A 23,554-nucleotide genomic window follows, 5' to 3' on the forward strand; every position below is an offset into this window, starting at 1 on the left:
AATCTAGTTTTGATATCAATTGTTAACTATAACGCCTAGACAACACATCACAATATCAAAGACTCTATCAAGGATAGCCATGATATATATTTTAGTGCTTAGTAATACTTGAATCTCATCGTCATTAGATTATCACCCCTCAGAAACATGCCTTGAATAAATTAATCTCAAGCAAGACTTGACCCGCTACGCAATCAACTGCAACATGGACTTATACTCAATTTCAATGATAAGAATATGACTTACCAATATCACGATGAAACAATCGTAACGGAACTCCCAGAAGATACGGTCTTTGTTTTTGGTAGTAATTTAGCGGGTATCCATGACAGCGGTGCGGCCCGTGTCGCAGCACAACACTTTGCGGCAGTCAAAGGTGTTGGTCGTGGTTGGGCAGGACAAACCTTCGCAATTCCAACACTGAACGAACACTTACAACAAATGCCATTGGCTCAGATAGAGCATTATGTAGAAGACTTTAAAGTCTACGCAAAACACCACTCTAAAATGAAATACTTTTTAACGGCCTTGGGCTGTGGTATTGCTGGTTATAAAGTATCTGAAATTGCCCCATTATTTAAAGGCATTCACTCCAATGTGATTTTTCCAGAATCCTTTCGTCCCTATATCGAAGAAGATGCAGTTTCGCAATTTCCTGACCTAACTGCTGATGCGGTACATGCTTTTATTTCAGACAAGGTCATTTTCTATTTTGACCATGGCTATGAATCTTTCGAAGAAGCACTTGATCAGACTCAGTTAACCGCAGCTGAAAAAGCCATTGCTTTGATTGTTTTAAATGAAGAGTTGTACCCACGTGATCGCTATGGTCGCGGTCGTGAACATGAAATCAACGATATTTTAGGCAAGCTCAATGGCAAAATTTTCAATTTCCATAACAACGCTGAAGGTGCAATGACCTTTGTGAGTGTGATTATTGCCTTGATGGAACTGTATGATATTGATGAGTACGATTTTCTTAAACTTTGGCGTGGCGAGCTGCAAATACAACATCCATTAAACCGCCATTAATAATAAAAAAGCCAATCAGTGAGATTGGCTTTTTTATTAACGCTTACCCATCGAACGACGTGTACCGCGTGGTGGCATCCAAGTACGATCAGCATATTGTTCAGGTTTTGGACGCACCTGATTATGCGTTGCATCCTCAGCGTCATCCTGTGCAGATGGCATAGGGAAAGGCAATTTCACCAAAGCTTTTTTGGCTTTAGGTTGTTGGGTACTCATTGGAATTCTCTCGAAATCTAGATTTCTAGCCGCACATTGTAATAGATTTTTGCGCTTTTGATAAAAATAAAATATGTAAAAAAACACAATGATTCTAATGCTTAAAATTTAGTAACTTTTTATGCGATTCTGGCAAGTTTCAGCCACAAAGAAGTCTATTTAGGCTAAGATAACCTGCTTTTTATTTTTTAATCCCATAAGAAGGAATAATGCCGTGGACGTACGTCTCTCTGATCGTGTCAATGCCATCAAACCGTCCCCTACACTTGCAGTGACCAATAAAGCCGCTGAGCTTAAAGCTGCTGGTAAAAACGTGATTGGTTTAGGTGCAGGCGAACCAGACTTTGATACCCCTCAACACATCAAAGATGCTGCAATTGAAGCGATTAATAAAGGCTTTACAAAATATACAGCTGTAGACGGTACTCCAAGCTTAAAAAAAGCAATTATTGCGAAATTCAAACGCGATAATAATTTAGATTATCAAGCCAACCAGATTCTCGTGTCTTGTGGCGGTAAGCAAAGTTTCTTTAACTTGGCACTGGCTTTGTTAAATAAAGGTGACGAAGTGATCATCCCTGCACCTTTCTGGGTAAGCTATCCAGATATGGTGATTATTGCTGAAGGCACACCAGTCATCGTGAAATGTGGTGAAGACCAGCGTTTCAAAATTACACCTGAACAATTAGAAGCGGCAATCACACCAAATACACGTCTAGTAGTATTAAACAGCCCTTCAAACCCAACAGGTATGATCTACACCAAAGCTGAATTAGAAGCTTTGGCAGAAGTGTTACGTCGTCACCCACAAGTATTTGTTGCTTCTGATGACATGTATGAACCAATTCGTTGGGAAGATGAGTTCTACAACATTGCAACTGTTGCACCAGACTTATATGACCGTACCATTGTTTTAAATGGCGTATCTAAAGCTTATGCAATGACAGGCTGGCGTATTGGTTATGCAGCTGGACCTGCAAAAATCATTGGTGCGATGAAAAAGATCCAGTCACAATCCACTTCAAACCCAACTTCGATTTCGCAAGTTGCAGCTGAAGCCGCATTGAATGGCCCACAAGACGTATTACAGCCAATGATTGAAGCATTCAAACGCCGTCATGACTTAGTGGTTAACGGCTTAAATGACATCAAAGGGATTTCTTGCTTGCCTGCTGATGGCGCATTCTATGCGTATGCCAATATCCGCCCGTTAATTCGTGCCAAAGGTTTAAAATCTTGCACAGAGTTCTCTGAATGGTTACTTGAAGAAACTGGCGTTGCTGTTGTTCCTGGTGATGCATTTGGCTTAGGCGGATTCATGCGTATTTCTTACGCAACTGCTGACGAAGTATTAGTTGATGCTTTAGCGCGTATCAAAAAAGCTGCTGATTCAATTGAAGGCGTTGATGCCGCAATTGCATCGATTGCAGCAGAAAAAGCTGCAAAATAATTTTTCTGCAATAAAAAAGAAGCTTCTCAATGAAGCTTCTTTTTTTTGTCTTAAATTGATCTCTTTAATACAGTTAGACTTTCATAAAAACTATTCTATTCCGCAGATTCACCACTAAAAAGTGCAACCACCTCCGCTTCAGTCATTTTTTTGGTCGAGTTTTGAAAAGCATAGAACTCAGGTTTACAATCAATATAAATCTCCAAATCAAGATTTAGATCTTTGGGTGACTCATTCAATGCAAATGCGTTGATATTGCAATAATTCTGATCTTTAGTCCGCCAAAATAAATTGGTACCACAGGCATTACAAAAGCCTCGCTCGCCCCAAGCCGATGAGTTATAAACAGACAGGTGATCTTGTTTTAAAAATTTTAAACTTCCCTGTTTGACATCAATCGTCATAATCACACCACTGGTCTGTCGACGACAAATCGAACAGTGACAGGCATGTACATCATGATTACTTAATTCAACTTCAAATGTGGTTTCACCACAAACGCATTGTCCCTTCATTATCATTTACCTTTTATTCAGAATTGTTATGCATGATTTTTCAAATAGCATAAAACAATCCGAATCTTTAGCAACGAACAATTTGTAAAACAGCCCCTGAGCACCTGTAATACTTGACACTTTCGGCTGCAAAGTCTACTTTATATACGAGTTCTATTTTAGAACTATGAAAGGATAAATAAGATGAAACACCCGAAAGAAATGAACGGACTTGAATTTTTAACAGCGATGTGTGAAGGCAAAATTCCACCTGCTAGCATTAGTGAAACTATTCCCATGCAGCCAATAGAAGTTGCAGAAGGTTTTATCAAATTTGAGGTTCAAGCAGATCAACGCCACCTCAACCCACTAGGAGGTGTTCATGGTGGTTTTGCTGCAACTGTACTCGATTCAGTCACAGGTTGTGCTGTTCATACACTTTTAGAAGCAGGTGTCGGGTATGGCACTATTGATCTAAATATTAAAATGTGTCGCCCTATTCCTAAGAATCAAAAACTCACCGCGATAGGTAGCATGATCAATATCAGTAAAAACTTAGGTATTTCTGAGGGTAAGATTGTCGATGCAGATGGCAAACTTTATGCCCATGCAACCGCAACCTGCATGATCATTCGCCCATAAGCACAGATTAAGCAAATGGGCTATTTCATCATAGCCCTATGCAATGGCCTTATTCGCTTGAAAGTTTTTTGGTCGAAGACATAAATGACTGAATACTGCGTATTGCCAAATGCTTTTCACTTGTACTGAAACAACCTTTTGCTCTGCAACAGACCAAGCTAAAGCAGTGTTTGCACCTAAAAATAATTCACCACCAAGTTGAAATAAATATAAAGGTGCGTGTACATCAACAGCTGATGTATTTTTTTGTGTGAGCAGATCTTTAGTCGTTTGAATTTTCCACTTATTGCCAAACCACAATTGCAATAAATCACCCAGATACAAGGCTTGTTGTTTAAATGGAAAAGTATTTATAAATGCATGTTCAACTGGCGTGTAATACTGCACAGGATCTTGAATAATTTCGAGATAGCGCTCTTGATAAAAAGACAAATTTGAAAAAATAGATTGAATATTAAGAATAGTCATTTCGACCTCCGGTTTAGCCATTTTAGTGCTGGCAAGTAGGGTTAAATCCACACTGTTTAGATGAATATCTAAACGCTCTTTCTAATTCGAATCTAGCAATAGCCTGTTCAAAGTTCAAGTTATTTTTCCTACTTTATCTCAATTGTGCAAATAAAAAGCATACGATGCAAAAATGAAAGAAACATGACACTTTTATCTTGACCAATTTTAAAAGCTGCCTATAATGGCACTCAGATTCTCCCATAGCTCAGTCGGTAGAGCGACGGACTGTTAATCCGCAGGTCCCTGGTTCGAGCCCAGGTGGGAGAGCCAAGATTCTAAAAAGCCCATATCATTGATATGGGCTTTTTATTTTTCTATTGGAAAATTCTCCAATTTTAGACATTAGAACGGTAGAAATGCTGATAAAAAGTACAGTTAAATCAATATTTAATTTTTTTCTTATGAATTGCTTGACCACTGCCTCCTTCATGCATAGAATGCATATCCAGATTCTCCCATAGCTCAGTCGGTAGAGCGACGGACTGTTAATCCGCAGGTCCCTGGTTCGAGCCCAGGTGGGAGAGCCAAGATTCTAAAAACCCACTCTTAATTGAGTGGGTTTTTTATTTGCTCTTTGATAAATACATGTTTGAATCGAATCACTTCTTATTTCTAACTATTGGTTTTATTAGTACAGCTATATTACTCTTTAGCTGCATACGCCCTTTCTTTCCCAAACAAAAGTTCTTTGCTCGACCTGTTATCACATCATTTGAATCTAGAATGTTTGTACGTTTACAACAAGCCTTTCCACAGCATCATGTACTTGCGCAGGTTGCCTTTAGTGCATTGATTACCAGTGATCACTACAAGATCCGCAGCAAGTTTAATCGCAAGGTGACAGATTTCGTAGTGCTAGATCAGCAGATGAATGTTTTGGCGATTATTGAGCTAGACGACCCAAGTCATTTAGGAAAGGAATTAGAAGATAAAAAGCGCGATCAGATGTTGCAAGAAGCAGGCTATCAAGTACAGCGTTATACGGAAATTCCATCCATAAGACAGCTACAGATGGATCTCCGATAGTCAGCTAATTTAAGAAAGACTATTCCACCTTTGTCGCTTGTTCAGCATTTTTCTGCTGTTCAAATTTCTTTGCCATTTCAGCGCGTTGCTGGTCATATTTTTTCTTGGTTTGTGCATCACTTTTGGCTGCAACAAAGGCCATACCGACAATAAAAATTGGAATCAACAACCCCAAACTCATTAATAACCAAGGAACTGACTTTTTTTCAACAGGCGGCTGGCTCATAAGTGATTTAAACTCAAATTGCATGGCTTTAAACAGTGCAACAATATAACAAAAAAGAGCCTCTATAAAGAGACTCTTTTTAAAAGCTAATTTTAAATGAACAAAGAAATTTTAGAATTTACCAGTACAGTGAGGGCTCTTGCTTGCATCCTTCTGTGCATCTGTTAATACAATGCCTGTACCCGCTGACATATTAGCTTGGATAAAGCCATAAGCATCCGCATTTTTACATACAATTGCTTGAGTATGACTCGCCCCAACAACTGGCAAGAAGGTTACCTTTGTACCAAGTGCCTCTAATCCTTTTTGCAAGGAATCTGTCACTGGATAAGGCACTGCCATATCTAATGTCCCCTGAATAATCATCACGGGACTGTTTATTTTCTTAGTCGCGGGTTGATTATCTGTTAGGAATTTTTTCACTGTTGGATTTTCTTGGAAGTTACCCGCTAAGCCTGGATAGTCCAAAACAGTTTTCGTGCTATCTTTGCTGATAAAGTCACGAATATCTGCTGCAAACTTATTATGCAAATCATCTAAACATACGCCATTTTCACCTGTAGTACCTTCAGCAAATTCAGCAATTGAACGAGAACGTTCCTGAAAAATTTCTCGATAATTAAATTTAGGATCATAAGCAGTAATACCTACAGTCGTATATGCAGCATAAGCAAGCAGCTCTGCATAGACTTCAACAGCTGTGCCTACTGGTGCAAGACCAGCCTGCTCTTGCTTAAGAATATTTGCAATTGCCTGTGGTGCAACAACAGAGATGATATAGCCAAGGCTAGATGCTGGTGCGCCAGCAACGGCCCCTTTATAATTCGCATCATTATTTGCAAATTCAGCAGTACCCAATGAACCATGACCACCTTGAGACTGACCAATTGACATCCATTGTCCGTTGAGTTTTGCTCCATAATGATCTTTTGCTGCTTTAACTGCTGCAATCGCAGATTTAGCTTCACTACCCAAGTTTAAATATGGATGAATTCCTGGAGTTCCCAAGCCCTCATAATCTGGTGCAATCACCACATAACCTGCCGCCAACAAAGTGTCAGCGAGGATTTTAAAGCGAGGATTCACAGTATTATTACTTGGGGCACAGCTATCTCCTACCCCAACTGTACCATGCTCCCATACGACGACTCGGTAACCATCAGCAGGCTGAGCAACTTTAGGAAACATCACCAATGCAGTTGCTTTGGCAGTACGACCTTGTACATTCACCATGTTATAAGTCATTACCTTGAGTGATTCGGCATTATCCACTTTATCCTTGGAATAAGTCGTTTCAGACAGATAAGTTTTATTCGAATCCACCCCAGTGTAATCATCATCATTGTCATTACATGCGGTTAAAAATAATGCAGAAATAGAGAATGTCATTGCCAATGCAATTTTAGACCGTTTCATAAAATATCCTTTTAGTCCTTGTTTTATTTTAAGCATGAAACTACATGCCACATTATTAAGGCATAAAAAAAGTGCCCTGCATAGAACACTTTTCAACTATTCAGTCAGTTTAAAATATTAATTCTAAAAAAATTCCAATGAAAATAATCAACCCCACCCAACGATTGTGACGGAATGCCCAAAAACAAATTTGCGGATCACGATCTTTAGTTTTGAATGCTTGATAAGCAAAATCAGCAGCAACGATCAACAATGCCGCCAATCCGAATGGCAATAACAGATTTTCCAAATATAAAGCCCCACCGATGAGGAGCAAACTTAAAATTTGAAGTAAGCCAATAATCTGTATATCGTAACGACCAAATAAAATCGCTGTAGATTTCACCCCAATTTTTAAATCATACTCTCGGTCGGTAATCGCATACTGAGTGTCATAAGCCACGGTCCATGCCAAATTACCAAAATATAAAAGCCAGCAAGTTAAATCTAAAGGCTTGCCCATTGCGGTAAAAGACATAGGGATTCCCCATGAAAATGCCATGCCTAAAACCACTTGTGGCAAATGTGTATAACGCTTCATAAAAGGATAAATGAATGCCAACACCAAACCGGCTAAGGCACAATAAAACGTTGCAATTGGGAGGAAAAATAAAGTACATGCACTTGCTACAACCAACCCCAAAAAAACATAAACCGCTTCGCGTGGGCGAATGACACCTGTCGCCAATGGACGAGTCTTGGTACGCTCTACATGAGCATCCACTTTACGATCAGCAAAGTCATTGATCGCGCAACCCGCTGCACGCATAAAAATGGTACCCAAGACCATCGCAATGAGAATCTGCAAGGGAGGTAAACCTCCAGCAGCAATCCATAGTGCCCACATGGTTGGCCAAAAGACCAGTTCTGTGCCTACAGGCTTATCAAAACGGCATAAATAATAATAGGCTTCTAAGCGTTGCCGCCATGTTGTGTGTTGCACTGTTTCCATGATGAATCCTTAGAGTCAATGCTGTCGAATAAACTGTTCAAATGCAGGGAGAAAAGTCTCTTGCACGATAAATTTGCAACCATGCCAAGTATAACAACTTTGTCTGGTCCACCCTTCTTCCAGATAAATCACTCGTCTTTCACAGGCAGGATTGGTTCGTTGAAATAGGAACCAGCCAATTGGCTTATTACGGATATGCCGAAATAATCGCGCTTTCTTGTGTAGACTTAAAATTGGAAAAATACTTTTTGCTTTGACCCAAGCTTCTGTTTCACTACCATAAAGATTGGTTTCTCGCACCCATGCAATATGGTGTGCTGGCATTTTCATCCACTGGCTATCGTTAAAGGTGAGTCGTTGAAAATGTTCTGTAAGACGTTCGACATGAAATTCCCCCTCACCCAGATCAGTCAATTGCTGAGTAAGAGAACCAGATGCATACAACCATTTTTTCATTTCAGTTGGGATCTCTCGTCCCTTAATTCTGTTTGGTCGTAAATTTCGCATGCTTGGCTCACTAAAAACATCATTAGGGTCTGCTGATACTTCAGCCATGCATTGCGTTATAGGCTAAAACCACACAAACAAGGCATGGAACGTAGACAATGGCGAGACCCTTGTCAAGTTTCATAACGAAGTTTGGGGAAGTTTTAGACATAACCCTTCGGGACAGGGTTATTTTTTGATATTACTACGTTAGCTCGTATTCATTTAGAGGCACTAAATTTCATACGACCCGCCTTGTAACATCTAAAAAATATCCTCTGTCGCAAGCATCTGTGAAGTGCCAGCAGACCCTATGAGTGTACATGAATTTCTTTGGAAAAAGCGCATGACTTTCAATTGAATCAAAAACATAAAAAAAGCCCGCCGAAGCGAGCTTTTTCAATCTATATATATTACAGGCTGTAGTACATATCAAATTCAACTGGGTGAGTCGTCGTGTTAAGACGGCGTACATCTTCAGTTTTAAGTTCGATATATGCATCAAGCATTTCTTTAGTGAATACACCACCTTTCAACAGGAACTCATGATCCGCTTCAAGTGCAGCAATCGCCATTTCTAAGTTGTGCGCAACTGTTGGGATTTTTGCTTCTTCTTCAGGAGGAAGATCATACAAGTTTTTGTCAGCAGCTTCACCTGGGTGGATCTTGTTTTGGATACCGTCAAGACCAGCCATTAACAATGCAGCAAAACCTAAGTATGGGTTCATTAATGGATCAGGGAAACGTGCTTCGATACGTTTGCCTTTAGGGCTAGAAACGTAAGGAATACGGATAGAAGCAGAACGGTTACGTGCTGAGTAAGCAAGCATAATTGGTGCTTCGTAGTGTGGAACCAAACGCTTATAAGAGTTTGTACCTGGGTTAGTAATCGCATTCAACGCACGCGCGTGTTTGATTACACCACCGATGAAGAACAATGCCATTTCTGATAAACCAGCATATTCATCACCAGCAAACAAGTTCTTGCCATCTTTAGAGATTGACATATGAACGTGCATACCAGAACCGTTATCACCAACCATTGGCTTAGGCATGAATGTCGCTGTTTTACCATATTGGTGTGCAACGTTCCAAACTGCATATTTGAACTGTTGAACTTCGTCCGCTTTACGAACTAAGGTATTGAAGCTCACACCAATTTCTAATTGGCAAGAAGCAACTTCGTGGTGATGTACTTCTACACGACCAGGACCCATGATGTCTTCGATACGTGCACACATTTCAGCACGCATGTCTTGATGAGAGTCAACTGGAGGAACTGGGAAGTAACCACCTTTAACACGTGGACGGTGACCTGAGTTACCTGCTTCGTAGTCTTTACCTGTAGACCAAGCAGCTTCTTCAGCGATTAATGTGTGGCGCGCGCCAGACATGTCGATGTCCCATTTTACTTCGTCAAAAACGAAGAATTCTGGTTCTGGACCAAAGAATGCTGTATCACCGATACCTGTAGATTTTAAATATTCTTCAGCACGACGAGCAATCGAACGTGGGTCACGCTCGTAACCTTGACCAGTTGAAGGCTCGATAACGTCACAAGTCACAACAACTGTAGGTTCAGCAAAGAACGGGTCAAGGAAACCAGTTTCAGCATCTGGACGTAAGATCATGTCAGAAGCTTCAATGCCTTTCCAACCTGCGATTGAAGAACCATCAAACATTTTACCGTCTTCAAATGTATCTTCATCAATCGTGTCAGCTGGGTAAGTTACGTGCTGCTCTTTACCCTTAGTATCAGTAAAGCGAAAATCGACCCATTTTGCGCCACTTTCTTTGATGAGTTGAAGGACCTTGTTCGCCATGCTCATTTGCTCCAATGAAATTTCTATGCACCTGTTAAGTGCGTGTTAGTTGTTGATATCTAATTAGCAATTATCATACCAACAATTTTAAAGCATACCTAAAACATTGAAATTCTTTGCAGAAAAAATGCTTTAAGCTCCATGTCCTATGTCTACTATAATGCTTATATCCAAAAACGCACCATATTCAAACATTCCTATTTTAGTGCGTCCCTAAAAAAGACAAAATGAACCAAAATAGTGCAATACATATAACAAAGAACCAATGTAGTGCCAATTACGCTATTATTCTTAGCATAAATTGGCTTTTTATATCATTCTTTTCAAGATCATTCCAATCAATTCATTTAGACTTTAGATTCACTTTCTTGTTTTTTCACCAAGCCTTTCAATTACAAAAATTTATTCTCGATTAAGAGCGCATTTTAAACCAAGAATATCGAGCAGCTTCCAACCTACGCCTTGCTTCAAAATTTTCCACATTAATGATCTGTTTTGTTATGATGATTTCCCGTTATCGCTAGAATAATCTTTTCTCTAATTAAAGATAGATGAAAAAGCACAGCGTTCAAATCGGTTCATCGAATTCAATAGCACAATTAAATGCTTATTTTTCAAAAGGTTATGATCATGCTTCTAATGATTGACAATTATGACTCATTTACTTACAACATCGTTCAATACTTTGGCGAGTTGAATCAAGAAGTAAAAGTTGTTCGTAATGATCAAGTGACATTAGAGGATATTGAGCGTTGGCAGCCTAAATATCTGGTGATTGGTCCTGGTCCATGCTCTCCGAGTGAGGCAGGTATTTCAATTCCAGCCATCAATCACTTTGCTGGGAAAATCCCTTTGCTGGGTGTTTGCTTAGGTCATCAAGCGATTGGACAAGCTTTTGGTGGAAATATTATCCGTGCTAAAACAGTGATGCATGGTCGCCTATCCGATATGCACCATAGTGACAAAGGGATTTTTAGCAACTTACCATCACCTTTTGCAGCGACACGTTACCATTCATTGGTGATTGAACAGGAAACTTTGCCTGAATGCTTAGAAGTCACCTGTTGGACCAATCAAATAGATGGCACGATTGAAGAAATAATGGGTGTCAAACATAAAACACTGCCTGTGGAAGGTGTGCAATTCCATCCTGAATCCATTTTGAGCGAACATGGTCATCAAATTTTCAAAAACTTCTTGGATATTTATGCTTAAGCTCAAGATTTAACAATACTAAGCACCTAAACAGCCTATTTTTTAAATAGGCTGTTTTTATTTTGAACATATAAAAACAATAAACAACTCATACATACTGCATAAATTTTCAGCATTAAAATTAGTCTGAAAACTTACACTTAAAAACAAGTCATTCTTTTTCAATAATTAATCCACTTTTCACACGTTATAAAAAGTAAGTTCAGTCCTTGATTTCTGTTTTACCTGATTGCATTTTACTTTTTTAGATTAACTATAGTCATAGGAATGATTAAGTTTCAGGGCGGCTGGATGATAGAATCTAAGTCATTGTTCTTAGCATTCCCCTGAATGATCTATCAGGATAACCTATTGTGAATACCTTGGTTTTATTGAATATTATTGTTTTCGTCCTGCTCATGGCAGGATTGTTTTTTAGCTATCGTAAAGATTGGAGTCTCTCCAAAAAAGTTCTGATCGGTATGATCGTAGGTATCTTTTTTGGTTTAGCCCTTAAAGCGATCTATGCTGACAGCCCTGTTATTGAGCATTCAATTGCATGGATTAACCTTGTTGGTAATGGTTATGTACAACTATTACAGATGGTGATCATGCCTCTGATTTTTATTTCAATTTTAAGTGCAGTGGTGAAGTTACACCAAACCACTTCTCTTGGAAAAATCAGTGTACTCGTGATTGGTATCTTGTTAGTCACCACAGCAATTGCCGCACTTGTAGGTGCAGGCATCACCAATTTATTTGGCTTAACAGCTGAGGGGCTGGTACAAGGCACCAAAGAAGCAGCGCGTCTAGCGACCATCCAAAGTCAATATATTGGACAAGTGACCGATTTAGATGTTCCTAAGCTCCTGCTTTCTTTATTCCCTCAAAACCCATTTGCCGATTTAACCGGTGTTCGCCCAACCGCAATCATTAGTGTGGTGATTTTCTCTGCATTTTTAGGTGTAGCAGCACTTAAACTGATGGATAAAGATACCGTCAATGGCGAAAGAATCAGACACGGGATTGAAGCACTGCAAGCCTTGGTGATTAGTCTTGTCCGTTTAGTGATGCAATTTACACCTTATGGTGTATTGGCATTGATGACCAAAATGGTAGCAACGGCAAATGTTGCTGACATTATCAAATTAGGTGAGTTCCTCGTTGCATCTTATCTTGGACTTGCAATCATGTTCCTCGTACATGCACTGATTTTGCTGTTTGTACGCGTCAATCCAATCGACTTTTTCAAGAAAGTTTTCCCTGTTTTAACTTTTGCTTTTACCAGTCGTTCAAGTGCGGCCAGTATTCCACTCAATATCGAAGCACAAACCAAACAATTGGGTGTGCCTGAAGGAATTGCCAGCTTCTCTGCTTCATTTGGTGCAACCATTGGTCAAAATGGTTGCGCTGGTTTATATCCAGCCATGTTGGCAGTCATGGTTGCGCCAACAGTCGGTATCAACCCACTTGATCCGTTATGGATTGCTCAGTTGGTTGTGGTCGTGACCCTCAGTTCGATTGGTGTTGCTGGTGTTGGTGGCGGTGCAACCTTCGCTGCTTTAATTGTCCTCCCAGCCATGGGCTTACCGATTACTTTAGTCGCGTTACTGATTTCAATTGAGCCACTCATTGACATGGGGCGTACGGCTTTAAACGTCAACGGTTCGATGACTGCAGGCACAGCGACCAGCCAATTACTCGGTGTCAGAAATCCACAGCCCGATAATGATGCTTAAGCCAGATTATAATAAAAAAGCCAACGCATAATCGTTGGCTTTTTTATAACTGAATAAATTATAACTTCAATTGTTGCACAATCGAACCATCTTGTTTCGCAACTAAGGACTCACAGAGTTGGATACGTTCCTTGGTTTGATTTAAACCACGCTCAACCCCCACCAGCTCTTTGGTTCTCGGTGCAAAGAAGGCATTCAACTGCGTCGCTTCTTGTTGTGTACATGCTGCACCACTAAACAATGCAGGGAAACGTCCTGCAGAAGACTTGCCTAAGCGATCAAACACAGCATCGTGATTTGTCTTAAACCATGACCAGAGTTCACCTTGTTCGCCACTATAGCTATTGATTGAGTTAATCACGGTACGTACTTCACCAACTTTCACACGTGGGTCTAAAACTAACTGACGTGCCTGCTGCCGTGTTTCCACCTGATTGGCTGAACCTAAGGCTGTGAGAATCGCCAAACGTTGCGTCGGTTGCGTGATGCGTTGTAACTCGCCCACTAAACGGTCAAAGGTAGGCTGCCCTTTTTCTTGGACACGTACTGCCAGAATCGTTGGCAATAATTCTGGGGTGAGCTGAGCAAAGTTCAGTTGCGTCTGTTCAAATAAAGCGTCAGATTGCTTTAACAGTTTTTGGCGGACTTCTGGCACCTGAATTTCCAATGCAAGAAATTGGGCTAACTCACTCCGCCACAAGCTATCCTCAGCAGACTCACCTGCTTTGCTCGCATAACCCAATTGATTCAATTTAGGTAGATACAAATTTGCGAGCACTTTTCTAAAATGTTCACGTTCTGCCGCTGTCTTCAACACATGACGCTGGATTGTGCTGAGCTGCTGAAACAATGCCGTACTAATTTGGCGGCTATTCGAGTTGGCAAATATCTTGGCAACATCCACCACCGCCAACAGGTTAATATCACCATGGTTAAATGCCGCTGAAACAGCATAGGCATAGGCCAATTGTTCAGTATTAGAGAGTTTTTCCGTAGCGGCGGTCAGACGAGCAAGTTCTTGTTCAGGCAAACTAAATTGGTAATAGCCTGCTGCATCCGCATTTGGAATATACCAACTGTTAATACGTGCACCTTTGAGTTCAATTTTGGCTTCGGCTTGGTCAACCAGTTCACATTGGACTTTACTCGCTGCATTTGGAACTTCGTAACGTACGCATAATGGTACCCCCCAAAGACTGTTGGCATCGCCTTTAGAACCAACAGGTAAATAACGCGTTTGTTTTACATTTAAAAAGACTTTATTGCCTTGTTGCTGTAATGAGGTATTCAACAAAGGTACACCCGGTTGATCAATAAAACTTTTCACGGCTTTGCTAAAACGCTCAGCTTGACCAGACTGTTCTGCGAGGGAGCTAATTAAATCATTAGCGGTAGCACTGCCATATTGATGCTTGTTAATGTAATTACGCACGCCTTGTTTGAATTTTTCTTCACCTAAATAGCTTTCAAACATATTTAAAACAGCTGCGCCTTTTTGATAGGTAATGCCATCAAAAGCGGTTTGAATATCTGCATTACTTAAAATTGGCTGACGGATACGGCGTACACTGACCAAGCTATCGCTTTTCATCGCGCCTGCAGTATCAACGACGCGTTCAAGATCAGCATTAAATTCAGGATGTAATTGTTGGGTAATTTTACTTTGCATCCACGTAGCAAAAGATTCATTCAACCACAGATCATCCCACCACGGCATGGTCACCACATCCCCAAACCATTGATGTGCCAATTCATGCGCATTGACATTAAATGAACTCTGCACAAAAGACACGGGAGAGTCTTTATCCAATAGCATTAGATAATCTCTGAATGTGATCAGGCCTGGATTTTCCATCGCACCCGCTGCAAAGTCAGGTGCAGCAAGCAAATCCAGCTTATCGAATGGATATCCGAATGCAAAATAATCTTCTAATGTTTTTAAAATTGCAGGAGTTTCAGACAAGGCATGCTGCATTTTTTCAGCCTTAGCATCGGGTGCAAGACCTCGTAATTTGATCGCCTGTTTACGCCACTCAGTCGCACCAATATCAGGACCTTGTTGTACTTGCCAAGGACCAACCGCCAATGCCAGTAGATAGGTTGGTAGTGGTTTGGTCGGGGCAAAGCTTAAAGTTTTCCAACCCGATTTTTCGGTCTGTTCAGAGACTTGATTTGTATTGGCAAAACCTGAATATTTACTTGGTATGGTTAATCGAATATTAAAGGGTGTTTTAAAACGTGGCTCATCAAATGATGGAAAGGATTGACGTGCACTGATCGCCTCCATTTGAGTCATGACATAAGGTTTACCCTCAAACTCAATTTTATAAATACCATCCAATTGCTGATCATAATCTGCGTTAAAATCCAATACTAAGCGGTATTGCCCTGCGGATAGTGTCTTGGCAAATTTAATCAGACTAACACCATCGACTTCCGAAGCTTGCTCATATTTGGCCGTGGTTTTCTGTCCAGCTGCGGATAAGATGTTCGCATCTTTTACCGATAAAGATTTGCCATGAATCCAAACATGATCGGTTGCTTGGGTCAGTTTTAAATGAATGGTGGTTTTACCGGTATAACTTTTTTGTGCAGGATCAATTTTAAAATCTAAATCATAAGATTCGGGTATGGCCCATTCAGGCAATTTGCCGATTGGAATTTGTTCATTGCTATTTGATGCAAAAATCTGGGTTGCAGATAATGAAAGTAATGTTGTCAGTAGCAATTGTTTTTTAAATGAAGGTTTGACCAACATAGGAGATCTGTCCTCTGTAGTTTTTAAAATAAAAAGACGCAGCAAATGGTGTACCACTTTGCTGCATCCACACATCATTGTTAGAATTTATAATTAAACTCCAACCAACCCTGACGGCCGATTGGTGAATATGATCCTACTGGATAATATGGCCATCCGCCTGTGTCATCGTGTTTTACTTTGTCAAATAGGTTATTCACAATGATTGATGCAGAAGCCTTAGGTGAAATTTTATAAGTTCCACTCCAATTGACCAAATAAGTCGGGCTTAAGTATGCCGTTTGATTACCGTTTGGAATCTTGCCATAGCGATTGACTAATACAGTTGATGCCCAATCACCGAGACTCCAACTGAGACTGGTATTAAAGCGGTCTCGCCAATCTGGAATGGTTAAGTCTTTTAAATAGTTATCTTTCTCGCCATCTTTTGATTGTTGATATTCACGTTCAAGCACACGACTATAATTCACCGCCCATAGGAAGTTACCCATATTTTCAGTTTTCCAGCGCCATTTGCTGGTGAAATCAATCCCGCGAGTATGATCTGAGGCAGCATTGATCGGTACAATATTGATATTGTTGATCACATTTGGATCAACCACTGCATTTGTAGGGTTGCGCTCTACACGTGCCAACGCATCAACACATTGTGTCGAATTGATATCTTGTGCACCCAAACGACAATCAGCTTCTAAGCGTAAAATCTTATCTGGACTGAGATTGGTCACCAGATTATCAATTTTGATATCCCAGTAGTCGACGGAAATATCAAACTTATTACTCGGAGACCACACAAAGCCTGCACCATAAGATTTACCTTCTTCGGGTTTTAAATCTTTGTTGCCTGTTAAGGTGTAGTTTGCACCAGGCGAATAATCTTTAAAGCTACATTTATCTAATGCTTGCCCCGTTTGGCTACAACGTAAATAATCAGTGGTACTTGGGAAATACCCTCTTTGTTTATTTAAAAACAGATAGTTCATATCTGGTGCACGGAAACTGGTAGCGTAGTTCCCTCGCACCAATAAGGTTGGATGTGGTCTAAATTCTAAGCCTGAACCAAAGGTAAATTTATCAATACTGCTATCGGATAAGGCATAGCGGTCATAGCGCCCAGATAAGGTTAAATTGAGTGGCTTGGCTAAAGGTAAAAATAATTCCGTACCCAATGCCTGACGGGTACGTGCCCCACCATATTCACCACTGGAAGTGGCATTATAGAAATCACCATTTTCTACCGCCTTATCGGGTTTGATTTTAAAACCTTGGCGTCCAATTTCTGCCACTGCAGCAAGCTTGGCCGTTCCTGCAGGCAATTCAAACACATCACCATTTGCACTCAAAGTTAAACTCTGTGCCCAAGACTTGTCGTTTTCCTCAGTTGTGCCTGAAATGCTTCTAAACTCACTAGTGGTCAGTGGCCGACTGATACGATCTAAATGCGGGGAATAAATTGGAATACCATCTTGATCTGTCCCCAATTGCCGACCTAAGAAATATTCATCAACATTCGAACGTACTAGCCCTTGTTTACGCAATTGACTGGTATAAATCGAGCCATTATAGGCTGCTTCATAACGCCAGCTACTGTCCCCAATATCGCCACGGATACCAAAGTTCAAATTGGAGGAGAGTTCTTTCCATTTTTTATTGGCTTGCTCGACACCACCGAGTTCTTCTGGTGCAAAACGTCGTGTCCAGATTTCATAATTTCCTGTGTCTTGATTGAGGAAATAGCCACTACTTGCGCCTAAAGAAGTCCATGTCGGGCCACGAGTATTGTTTTCAATTTGATTGGCACCAATCAAAACATCTGCGAAGAGTTGGGTTTTCTCATTCAGCTCATAATCTAAACCGAGATAACCATTTTGGCTGCGATTCTTGGTTTGAACCGTCCAATAGGTCGGTCGGGCCAGACCACTGGCACAATTATCTGCCCCTGCTTTGCCAATATTTGTTACTGAGCCTTTAAATAGATCATCAAATGCATCACAGCCATTAATTGAAAGATACTGGCCTGTCTTGGCATTTTTACGTCCAACGATCGTGTCTGGCTTTTCCCCTCGAAGCGTTCGGCTCGACATAAAATCTCGGTCAGCCGCCCAAATCGGTTCGCGCCCACTCAGTTCAACACCATAAACTAGATTGAGCTTGTCCAATGTTTTACTGCCACTCAATTGTAGACGTAAATTTTCACCGCCCTCTTTAGTGCCACCTGCCTTGATATTGAATTGTGTCCCATCAGTTTTCTTTTTCAGGATGATATTGACCACACCTGCAATCGCATCTGAACCATAAATCGCGGAAGCTCCCCCATTTAAGATTTCAATGCGGTCAATAATCGCAGTCGGAATATTGGCTAAATTGACAAAATTCACAGCGCCGTCATAAGGCACTGGATAATCTGCAACTCGGTGTCCATTAATTAAGGTTAAAGTATGGTTCGGCCCTAAACCACGCAAACTGATGGCATTGGCTGCGGGCGTAAAGGTATTGCCATAATCCGCACCTTGTACAAAACCTGTGTTTTGCGTCAGGTTATTCAAGGCATCAAAGGCATTACTAAAACCGTGTTTCTCGATATCGGCTGCAGTAATGACCGTTACACTGGTTGGGCCATCTTTCTGGGCTTTGGAGATACGTGAACCTGTCACCGCAACATGCACCACTTTATCCGATGTTGTCGTTGTTTGTGGCTGTTCTACATTTGTCTCCGCATGGGTCTCTAATGGATGAAGACATGCAATAAAGACAAAAACAAAACAACCTTTGTTTTTAACAGCCCCAAGATATTTCAAGTAATTTAGATACATATTTATGAATGAGTAAAATGAAGACCGCCCTAATATATCCACTTTTATTTAGTTGATTTATACACATTTTTTATAGGAATATGTGTGAATAAGATATACCAAATGGTTGATTATTTATCATAAAAACTAAAATGACTCCCCCATAAAATAAAACCTTTTTCATTCAATTACTCCCAGTCACAAATTTACCAATGCGCCTAAACGGGTTAAATTTTAAAAACTCTCTAGCCACAACCCAAATCTTGAGTTATTTTCTGCTAACATAGCCCTTTAGCGGGTGGGACACACGCCACATAAAGCTGAGCTATCCTTCATCATCAACCACTTTCATCCAAATTTTTTAATCATTAAATGCTGTAACTCATGACTATGAATATCCAACAGGCACTCAATAACATTACTAAAAACATCCATCTGACCCAGCCACAAATGGAAGATGTCATGCGCAGTATCATGCAAGGTGAAGCCACTGATGCTCAAATCGGTGCGCTAATGATGGGCTTGCGTATGAAGGGCGAAAGTATTGATGAAATTACAGCTGCTGCACGTATCATGCGTGAATTCGCGATTAAAATTGATGTCAGTGATATTCCTCATCTGGTAGATATCGTGGGTACAGGTGGTGATGGTCAAAACTTATTTAATATTTCAACCGCTTCAAGTTTTGTGATCGCTGCTGCTGGAGCAACCATTGCGAAACATGGTAACCGCGGTGTATCAAGTAAATCGGGTTCTTCGGACGTGCTTGAACAGATTGGCATTCAACTTGATTTAGACATGCAGCAAACAGAACGTTGTATCCGTGAAATGGGCGTTGGTTTCCTGTTTGCGCCAAATCATCATAAAGCCATGAAATATGCGGTGGCACCGCGTCGTGAATTGGGTATTCGCAGTATTTTTAACTTACTTGGTCCACTCACCAACCCTGCTGGCGTAAATCGTTTTGTGATTGGCGTATTCTCAGATGAATTGTGCCGTCCCATTGCCGAAGTATTAAAACAACTCGGTGCAGTGCATGTACTGGTGGTACATTCTAAAGATGGCCTAGATGAGATCAGTCTGGCTGCGCCAACTGCTGTGGCTGAACTTAAAGATGGCGAAGTTACCGAATGGACGCTGAACCCTGAAGACGTTGGTATTGACTCTCAAACTCTGACTGGTTTAGTCGTCAATAGTTCTGAAGAGAGCCTAAAGCTAATCAAAGATGCTTTGAGTCGTGACAAATCAGACGTTGGCGAAAAAGCAGCAAATATGATTGCACTGAATGCAGGCGCAGGTATTTATGTCGCTGGCCTTACCAAAACCTATAAACAAGCAGTTGAGCTGGCTCAAGATATTCTTTACGGCGGACAGGCTTTAGAAAAAATGAGCATCTTGGCTGAATTTACCAAGACATTGAAACAATATCAGGCAGACTAAGGACTTCTCATGATCGATATTCAAAATACCATTTTAGGTAAAATTGTTGACCGCAAACATGAGGAACTTGCAGCACGTTTAAAACAACGTCGCTTGCATGATGTCGAGCAATGGGCCAAAGAAGCAACGCCTGTGCGTGGTTTTGCCAACGCCTTACAGCACAAGCGCCCAGCTGTGATTGCTGAAATTAAGAAAGCTTCTCCGTCTAAGGGTGTAATTCGTGCAGATTTTAATCCTGCGGAGATTGCACAGCAATATGAACAGGCTGGTGCTGCTTGTTTATCGGTATTGACTGATGTGGATTTTTTCCAAGGTGCAGACGAAAATATCGCAATCGCGCGTCAGCATTGTGCCCTACCTGCTTTGCGTAAGGATTTCTTGATTGATCCTTATAATGTAGTGGAAGCACGTGCGCTACATGCCGATTGTATTTTATTGATCGTGGCATGTTTATCAGATCAACAACTGGAAGAAATGTCGAAAACGGCATTTGAACAGCAGTTGGATGTTCTGGTTGAAGTTCATGATGAATATGAATTAGAACGTGCGCTAAAACTTTCTGAGCAATGTATTTTGGGTGTGAACAACCGTAATCTTAAAACCTTTGATGTGGATTTAAATACCTCATTGCGTTTAAAGAAATTATTGCCTGCTTCTCGTGTTTTAGTCACTGAAAGTGGTATTGCCACACCTGCTGATGTAGAAATGATGCAAGCCAATGATATTCATACTTTCCTTGTGGGTGAAAGCTTTATGAAACAGCCACGTCCTGATCAAGCATTTAATGCGTTGTTTGGACAGCCTGAGCAGATCTAAGCAAATCAGGTTCAAGGTAAAATTCTGCCTTGGGCTTCACTACTACCAACTAAAAATAGTTAGAAATTAAATAGTACTATAACTATTGTATTAACTTTGATCCAATAGTTATATTTTATCCAATCTTTAAAAAGTTCTTAAATAAAATGAAAACTGAAATAATTAATAGTATAACTCTACTAGCTAACATTTTCACCATTTTAGGTTTTATTATTGCCTTTATAACTTTTCTCTATTTTCTTAAAGACTACTTAAGTAAATTAGAATACGAAATTAGAAAAAACTTTATAGATAAAGAAAATTGGACAAATGAAGGAGATACATCCTACCAAAATTCAATTAATTTTGAATTAAACATAAGCAATTCAGATAGTTATATATTTTCAGGAAAAATAAACCTATCAAACCACCCAGAGCAATTAACTTTTTATTTTCAAAAATCTTTTGGAAAGTCTTTTACAATTAGAATTCACAAAAATATTGGATACCGTGATTTTGATCTTGCAATAGCTAAGTTAAAGATTATTAACCCCGATTTGATTCAAATTACTTTTATTAAAAGCTTTGAAGAGGATAATAATCAACCAAACCTCCCGTATAAAACTTTTATTTGGCCATTTAAACCATAAATTTAAAATACTTTAAATTATTCAAATAGTCTGAAAAAATTTAAATTAAACTTCAGATTACCACCATGAATGCAATTCAGTTCAAATCATCACAGTTTCGGACTATAATTTTACATCTCTGGTATCTTGCCTATTTTTCTAAACTTATGAGTAAACACGATTCATCGCTTTCTAAAGACCAGTTTAACTTACTGAAAGCCTTTAAAAAGCAAATCTCTAATCCTCAAGCGAGTGCTATTGCAAAGCAAGCAGAGTCACAAAAAACTCCAGCCGTTGCAGAAGAGTTGGAAGATACTGAGCTTTTTAAAAAGGCCCTGCTTGGGGTAAAACCAATCGACAATCAAAATATTGCCGATACCAGAGTTGCACGCAGTAAAAAAGTCGATGCTCAAACCTTGGCAAAACGTGCTGCAGCAGAAGGTGGCGCAGAGCAAGAGCTCACCGAGATTTCAGATACTCAAGCGATCTTAAATCCTGTTGCCAGCCAAGCAACTTTAAGCTATCGCATTGCGACTTTACAGCACAAAGTATTTGAAGACTTAAAAGCAGGCAAAATTCGCTGGTTCGAGGCGGTTGACCTACATGGTTGTACCGTTGAACAAGCACGTGCTGCGGTTTTACAAGTACTTCAAATGGCAAAAGATGAAAATCAAAATGTCGTTAAAATTGTTCACGGTAAAGGCCCTGAAGCAATTTTAAAAACCTATGTCAATGGTTGGCTCAGACAGCATCGTGATGTACTTGCTTTCGTTAGTGCGCCAGAAAATCAAGGCGGTACAGGAGCGGTTTTAGTCCTGCTCAAACGTGCCGAAAAGAACCCTAAGTACAAACAGTAATCGGCATTTTTATCAAAATTAAGATTTCTAATCGTTTTCTGATACAATTGCCGTTTTTGTTCAACCTACCTAAGTGAACATTGTTATGTCTATGCAGCAATCGTACGCAAATATCTTAACTGCCGTTGGTGAAGACCTAAATCGCCCGGGCTTAAAAGATACGCCAATGCGTGCGGCTAAAGCTTTCTCTTTTTTAACTTCTGGCTATAGCAAAACGCTTGAAGAAGTTACAAATAGTGCGCTCTTCCCTTCCGATAACCATGAAATGGTATTGGTCAAAAATATTGAATTTTATTCACTTTGTGAACATCACCTACTGCCATTCTATGGTCGTGTGCACATTGCATATTTACCTGAAGGTCAAGTTTTAGGTTTATCAAAATTTGCGCGTATTACAGAAATGTTTGCACGTCGTCTACAAGTTCAAGAGAATTTGACACAGCAAATTGCAGAAGCAGTTGCAGAAGTAACTCAAGCACGTGGTGTTGCAGTTGTAATTGACTCTGCGCATATGTGCATGATGATGCGTGGTGTAGGTAAACAAGAGTCGACTACACGTACGGTTTCTTTTGTTGGTGATTTTAAAACCGACAAAGATGTACGTCGTGAATTCTTAAGTGCTGTTCCTGAAAACTATTAAGCTGAGCAGCCTAGAATGTCATCAGTTCAGTTAGCAGGTTTCGGCGATTTAATCGCAAATGACGCAACTATTGATTATCCTCGTCCCGATCGTTTGGTTCGAGGTAATCCTGAACGTTTAACCTATAGTTTATATGAACATCCACATATGGACTGTGGCATTTGGCAATGTGAAGTCGGTGCTTGGAATATTCAGTTTGCTGAAAACAAACAAGAGTTCTTTCAGGTCATGGAAGGAATTGTGCGTATCCACGATGCACAAACTAATTCTTTTATTGAAGTGACTGCTGGAAATGCAGGAATTATCCCACCCGCATTTGTCGGTACATTTGAAGTTATTGAAGCAGTTAAAAAATACTATGTGATTGTTGAAGTTTGAACTGCCTGGCCAACTCTGAT

General features: G+C 40.2%; 21 protein-coding genes, 2 tRNA genes and 1 pseudogene. 14 read left to right on the forward strand and 10 right to left on the reverse strand.

Going from position 1 to position 23,554, the window contains the following annotated elements; genetic code table 11:
* Nucleotides 1-237: 237 nt before the first annotated feature.
* Nucleotides 238-1,032, forward strand: coding sequence for an A1S_2505 family phage non-structural protein (locus NDN11_RS12615; RefSeq protein WP_251109834.1), 795 nt, complete (start codon nt 238-240; stop codon nt 1,030-1,032).
* A 36-nt stretch (nt 1,033-1,068) separates the two neighbouring features.
* Here the strand turns inward: NDN11_RS12615 and NDN11_RS12620 are convergent, their stop codons facing one another.
* A complete protein-coding gene (locus tag NDN11_RS12620; protein ID WP_004652676.1) occupies nt 1,069-1,248 on the reverse strand; it encodes a hypothetical protein in 180 nt (59 codons plus the stop codon).
* Between the two features lie 214 nt (nt 1,249-1,462).
* On the opposite strand from NDN11_RS12620, the gene NDN11_RS12625 reads away from it, so the two are divergent.
* The gene (locus NDN11_RS12625; RefSeq protein ID WP_251109835.1) at nt 1,463-2,698 is read left to right on the forward strand and encodes a pyridoxal phosphate-dependent aminotransferase; all 1,236 of its coding nucleotides are present in this window, start codon (nt 1,463-1,465) and stop codon (nt 2,696-2,698) included.
* A 95-nt stretch (nt 2,699-2,793) separates the two neighbouring features.
* Here NDN11_RS12625 and NDN11_RS12630 read toward each other — a convergent pair whose 3' ends face one another.
* On the reverse strand, nt 2,794-3,213 hold the full coding sequence (locus NDN11_RS12630; RefSeq protein ID WP_005202438.1) for a GFA family protein: 420 nt from the start codon (nt 3,211-3,213) through the stop codon (nt 2,794-2,796).
* A 183-nt stretch (nt 3,214-3,396) separates the two neighbouring features.
* On the opposite strand from NDN11_RS12630, the gene NDN11_RS12635 reads away from it, so the two are divergent.
* Nucleotides 3,397-3,834, forward strand: a complete 438-nt coding sequence (locus tag NDN11_RS12635; protein ID WP_251109836.1) for a PaaI family thioesterase — start codon at nt 3,397-3,399, stop codon at nt 3,832-3,834.
* A 36-nt stretch (nt 3,835-3,870) separates the two neighbouring features.
* On the opposite strand, the gene NDN11_RS12640 is transcribed toward NDN11_RS12635, so the two are convergent.
* Nucleotides 3,871-4,302 carry a hypothetical protein gene (locus NDN11_RS12640; RefSeq protein WP_251109837.1) on the reverse strand — a complete coding sequence of 144 codons (432 nt, stop codon included), beginning with the start codon at nt 4,300-4,302 and terminating at the stop codon, nt 3,871-3,873.
* A gap of 236 nt (nt 4,303-4,538) precedes the next feature.
* Between NDN11_RS12640 and NDN11_RS12645 the strand changes: the two genes are divergently transcribed.
* The 3 genes from NDN11_RS12645 (at nt 4,539) to NDN11_RS12655 (ending at nt 5,370) form a co-directional block, all read left to right on the forward strand.
* Nucleotides 4,539-4,614: transfer RNA gene (locus NDN11_RS12645), tRNA-Asn, on the forward strand.
* Nucleotides 4,615-4,795: 181 nt separating this feature from the next.
* Nucleotides 4,796-4,871 (forward strand) — tRNA-Asn (locus tag NDN11_RS12650).
* Nucleotides 4,872-4,929: 58 nt separating this feature from the next.
* Nucleotides 4,930-5,370, forward strand: a complete 441-nt coding sequence (locus NDN11_RS12655; protein WP_251109838.1) for a DUF2726 domain-containing protein — start codon at nt 4,930-4,932, stop codon at nt 5,368-5,370.
* Between the two features lie 19 nt (nt 5,371-5,389).
* On the opposite strand, the gene NDN11_RS12660 is transcribed toward NDN11_RS12655, so the two are convergent.
* From NDN11_RS12660 to glnA, 5 genes are all read right to left on the reverse strand, one after another.
* A complete protein-coding gene (locus tag NDN11_RS12660; RefSeq protein ID WP_251109839.1) occupies nt 5,390-5,596 on the reverse strand; it encodes a hypothetical protein in 207 nt (68 codons plus the stop codon).
* 111 nt (nt 5,597-5,707) lie between these two features.
* Nucleotides 5,708-7,012 (reverse strand): alpha/beta hydrolase, encoded by a 1,305-nt coding sequence (locus NDN11_RS12665; protein WP_167248959.1) that lies wholly within the window; start codon nt 7,010-7,012, stop codon nt 5,708-5,710.
* Nucleotides 7,013-7,121: 109 nt separating this feature from the next.
* Nucleotides 7,122-8,003, reverse strand: coding sequence for a 4-hydroxybenzoate octaprenyltransferase (gene ubiA / locus NDN11_RS12670; protein ID WP_251109840.1), 882 nt, complete (start codon nt 8,001-8,003; stop codon nt 7,122-7,124).
* 15 nt (nt 8,004-8,018) lie between these two features.
* Nucleotides 8,019-8,510, reverse strand: coding sequence for a chorismate--pyruvate lyase family protein (locus tag NDN11_RS12675; protein ID WP_167248955.1), 492 nt, complete (start codon nt 8,508-8,510; stop codon nt 8,019-8,021).
* A gap of 392 nt (nt 8,511-8,902) precedes the next feature.
* Nucleotides 8,903-10,318, reverse strand: coding sequence for a type I glutamate--ammonia ligase (gene glnA / locus NDN11_RS12680; protein ID WP_171057879.1), 1,416 nt, complete (start codon nt 10,316-10,318; stop codon nt 8,903-8,905).
* Between the two features lie 624 nt (nt 10,319-10,942).
* Between glnA and NDN11_RS12685 the strand changes: the two genes are divergently transcribed.
* Together NDN11_RS12685 and NDN11_RS12690 are read left to right on the forward strand one after the other, a co-directional pair.
* On the forward strand, nt 10,943-11,527 hold the full coding sequence (locus NDN11_RS12685) for an anthranilate synthase component II (protein ID WP_251109841.1): 585 nt from the start codon (nt 10,943-10,945) through the stop codon (nt 11,525-11,527).
* A 353-nt stretch (nt 11,528-11,880) separates the two neighbouring features.
* Nucleotides 11,881-13,245 (forward strand): L-cystine transporter, encoded by a 1,365-nt coding sequence (locus NDN11_RS12690; RefSeq protein ID WP_251109842.1) that lies wholly within the window; start codon nt 11,881-11,883, stop codon nt 13,243-13,245.
* A gap of 58 nt (nt 13,246-13,303) precedes the next feature.
* On the opposite strand, the pseudogene NDN11_RS12695 reads toward NDN11_RS12690, so the two are convergent.
* Both NDN11_RS12695 and NDN11_RS12700 read right to left on the reverse strand, forming a co-directional pair.
* A pseudogene (locus tag NDN11_RS12695) lies at nt 13,304-16,076 on the reverse strand (M1 family metallopeptidase).
* Between the two features lie 7 nt (nt 16,077-16,083).
* The gene (locus tag NDN11_RS12700; protein ID WP_251109843.1) at nt 16,084-18,816 is read right to left on the reverse strand and encodes a TonB-dependent receptor plug domain-containing protein; all 2,733 of its coding nucleotides are present in this window, start codon (nt 18,814-18,816) and stop codon (nt 16,084-16,086) included.
* A 369-nt stretch (nt 18,817-19,185) separates the two neighbouring features.
* On the opposite strand from NDN11_RS12700, the gene trpD reads away from it, so the two are divergent.
* The 6 genes from trpD to NDN11_RS12730 all read left to right on the forward strand — a co-directional run bounded on the left by trpD (nt 19,186) and on the right by NDN11_RS12730 (nt 23,534).
* Nucleotides 19,186-20,235 (forward strand): anthranilate phosphoribosyltransferase, encoded by a 1,050-nt coding sequence (gene trpD / locus NDN11_RS12705; RefSeq protein ID WP_251111544.1) that lies wholly within the window; start codon nt 19,186-19,188, stop codon nt 20,233-20,235.
* Nucleotides 20,236-20,244: 9 nt separating this feature from the next.
* Entirely contained in the window at nt 20,245-21,051 is an 807-nt protein-coding gene (gene trpC / locus NDN11_RS12710; protein ID WP_251109844.1) for an indole-3-glycerol phosphate synthase TrpC, read from the forward strand.
* A 146-nt stretch (nt 21,052-21,197) separates the two neighbouring features.
* A complete protein-coding gene (locus NDN11_RS12715) occupies nt 21,198-21,680 on the forward strand; it encodes a hypothetical protein (RefSeq protein WP_251109845.1) in 483 nt (160 codons plus the stop codon).
* 146 nt (nt 21,681-21,826) lie between these two features.
* Entirely contained in the window at nt 21,827-22,516 is a 690-nt protein-coding gene (locus NDN11_RS12720) for a Smr/MutS family protein (protein ID WP_251109846.1), read from the forward strand.
* Between the two features lie 91 nt (nt 22,517-22,607).
* A complete protein-coding gene (gene folE, locus NDN11_RS12725; protein ID WP_005202404.1) occupies nt 22,608-23,156 on the forward strand; it encodes a GTP cyclohydrolase I FolE in 549 nt (182 codons plus the stop codon).
* A 15-nt stretch (nt 23,157-23,171) separates the two neighbouring features.
* Entirely contained in the window at nt 23,172-23,534 is a 363-nt protein-coding gene (locus tag NDN11_RS12730; RefSeq protein WP_251109847.1) for a cupin domain-containing protein, read from the forward strand.
* The last annotated feature ends 20 nt before the right edge of the window (nt 23,535-23,554 follow it).

The sequence above is a fragment of the Acinetobacter sp. C26M genome, assembly GCF_023702675.1.
Lineage (GTDB): Bacteria > Pseudomonadota > Gammaproteobacteria > Pseudomonadales > Moraxellaceae > Acinetobacter.

Coding starts and splice junctions, on each gene's coding strand:
- NDN11_RS12615 (WP_251109834.1), top strand. CDS start 238: ATGACTTACCAATATCACGATGAAACAATCGTAACGGAACTCCCAGAA.
- NDN11_RS12620 (WP_004652676.1), bottom strand. CDS start 1,248: ATGAGTACCCAACAACCTAAAGCCAAAAAAGCTTTGGTGAAATTGCCT.
- NDN11_RS12630 (WP_005202438.1), bottom strand. CDS start 3,213: ATGAAGGGACAATGCGTTTGTGGTGAAACCACATTTGAAGTTGAATTA.
- NDN11_RS12635 (WP_251109836.1), top strand. CDS start 3,397: ATGAAACACCCGAAAGAAATGAACGGACTTGAATTTTTAACAGCGATG.
- NDN11_RS12640 (WP_251109837.1), bottom strand. CDS start 4,302: ATGACTATTCTTAATATTCAATCTATTTTTTCAAATTTGTCTTTTTAT.
- NDN11_RS12655 (WP_251109838.1), top strand. CDS start 4,930: ATGTTTGAATCGAATCACTTCTTATTTCTAACTATTGGTTTTATTAGT.
- NDN11_RS12660 (WP_251109839.1), bottom strand. CDS start 5,596: ATGAGCCAGCCGCCTGTTGAAAAAAAGTCAGTTCCTTGGTTATTAATG.
- NDN11_RS12665 (WP_167248959.1), bottom strand. CDS start 7,012: ATGAAACGGTCTAAAATTGCATTGGCAATGACATTCTCTATTTCTGCA.
- ubiA (WP_251109840.1), bottom strand. CDS start 8,003: ATGGAAACAGTGCAACACACAACATGGCGGCAACGCTTAGAAGCCTAT.
- NDN11_RS12675 (WP_167248955.1), bottom strand. CDS start 8,510: ATGCGAAATTTACGACCAAACAGAATTAAGGGACGAGAGATCCCAACT.
- glnA (WP_171057879.1), bottom strand. CDS start 10,318: ATGAGCATGGCGAACAAGGTCCTTCAACTCATCAAAGAAAGTGGCGCA.
- NDN11_RS12685 (WP_251109841.1), top strand. CDS start 10,943: ATGCTTCTAATGATTGACAATTATGACTCATTTACTTACAACATCGTT.
- NDN11_RS12700 (WP_251109843.1), bottom strand. CDS start 18,816: ATGTATCTAAATTACTTGAAATATCTTGGGGCTGTTAAAAACAAAGGT.
- trpD (WP_251111544.1), top strand. CDS start 19,186: ATGAATATCCAACAGGCACTCAATAACATTACTAAAAACATCCATCTG.
- trpC (WP_251109844.1), top strand. CDS start 20,245: ATGATCGATATTCAAAATACCATTTTAGGTAAAATTGTTGACCGCAAA.
- NDN11_RS12715 (WP_251109845.1), top strand. CDS start 21,198: ATGAAAACTGAAATAATTAATAGTATAACTCTACTAGCTAACATTTTC.
- NDN11_RS12720 (WP_251109846.1), top strand. CDS start 21,827: ATGAGTAAACACGATTCATCGCTTTCTAAAGACCAGTTTAACTTACTG.
- folE (WP_005202404.1), top strand. CDS start 22,608: ATGCAGCAATCGTACGCAAATATCTTAACTGCCGTTGGTGAAGACCTA.
- NDN11_RS12730 (WP_251109847.1), top strand. CDS start 23,172: ATGTCATCAGTTCAGTTAGCAGGTTTCGGCGATTTAATCGCAAATGAC.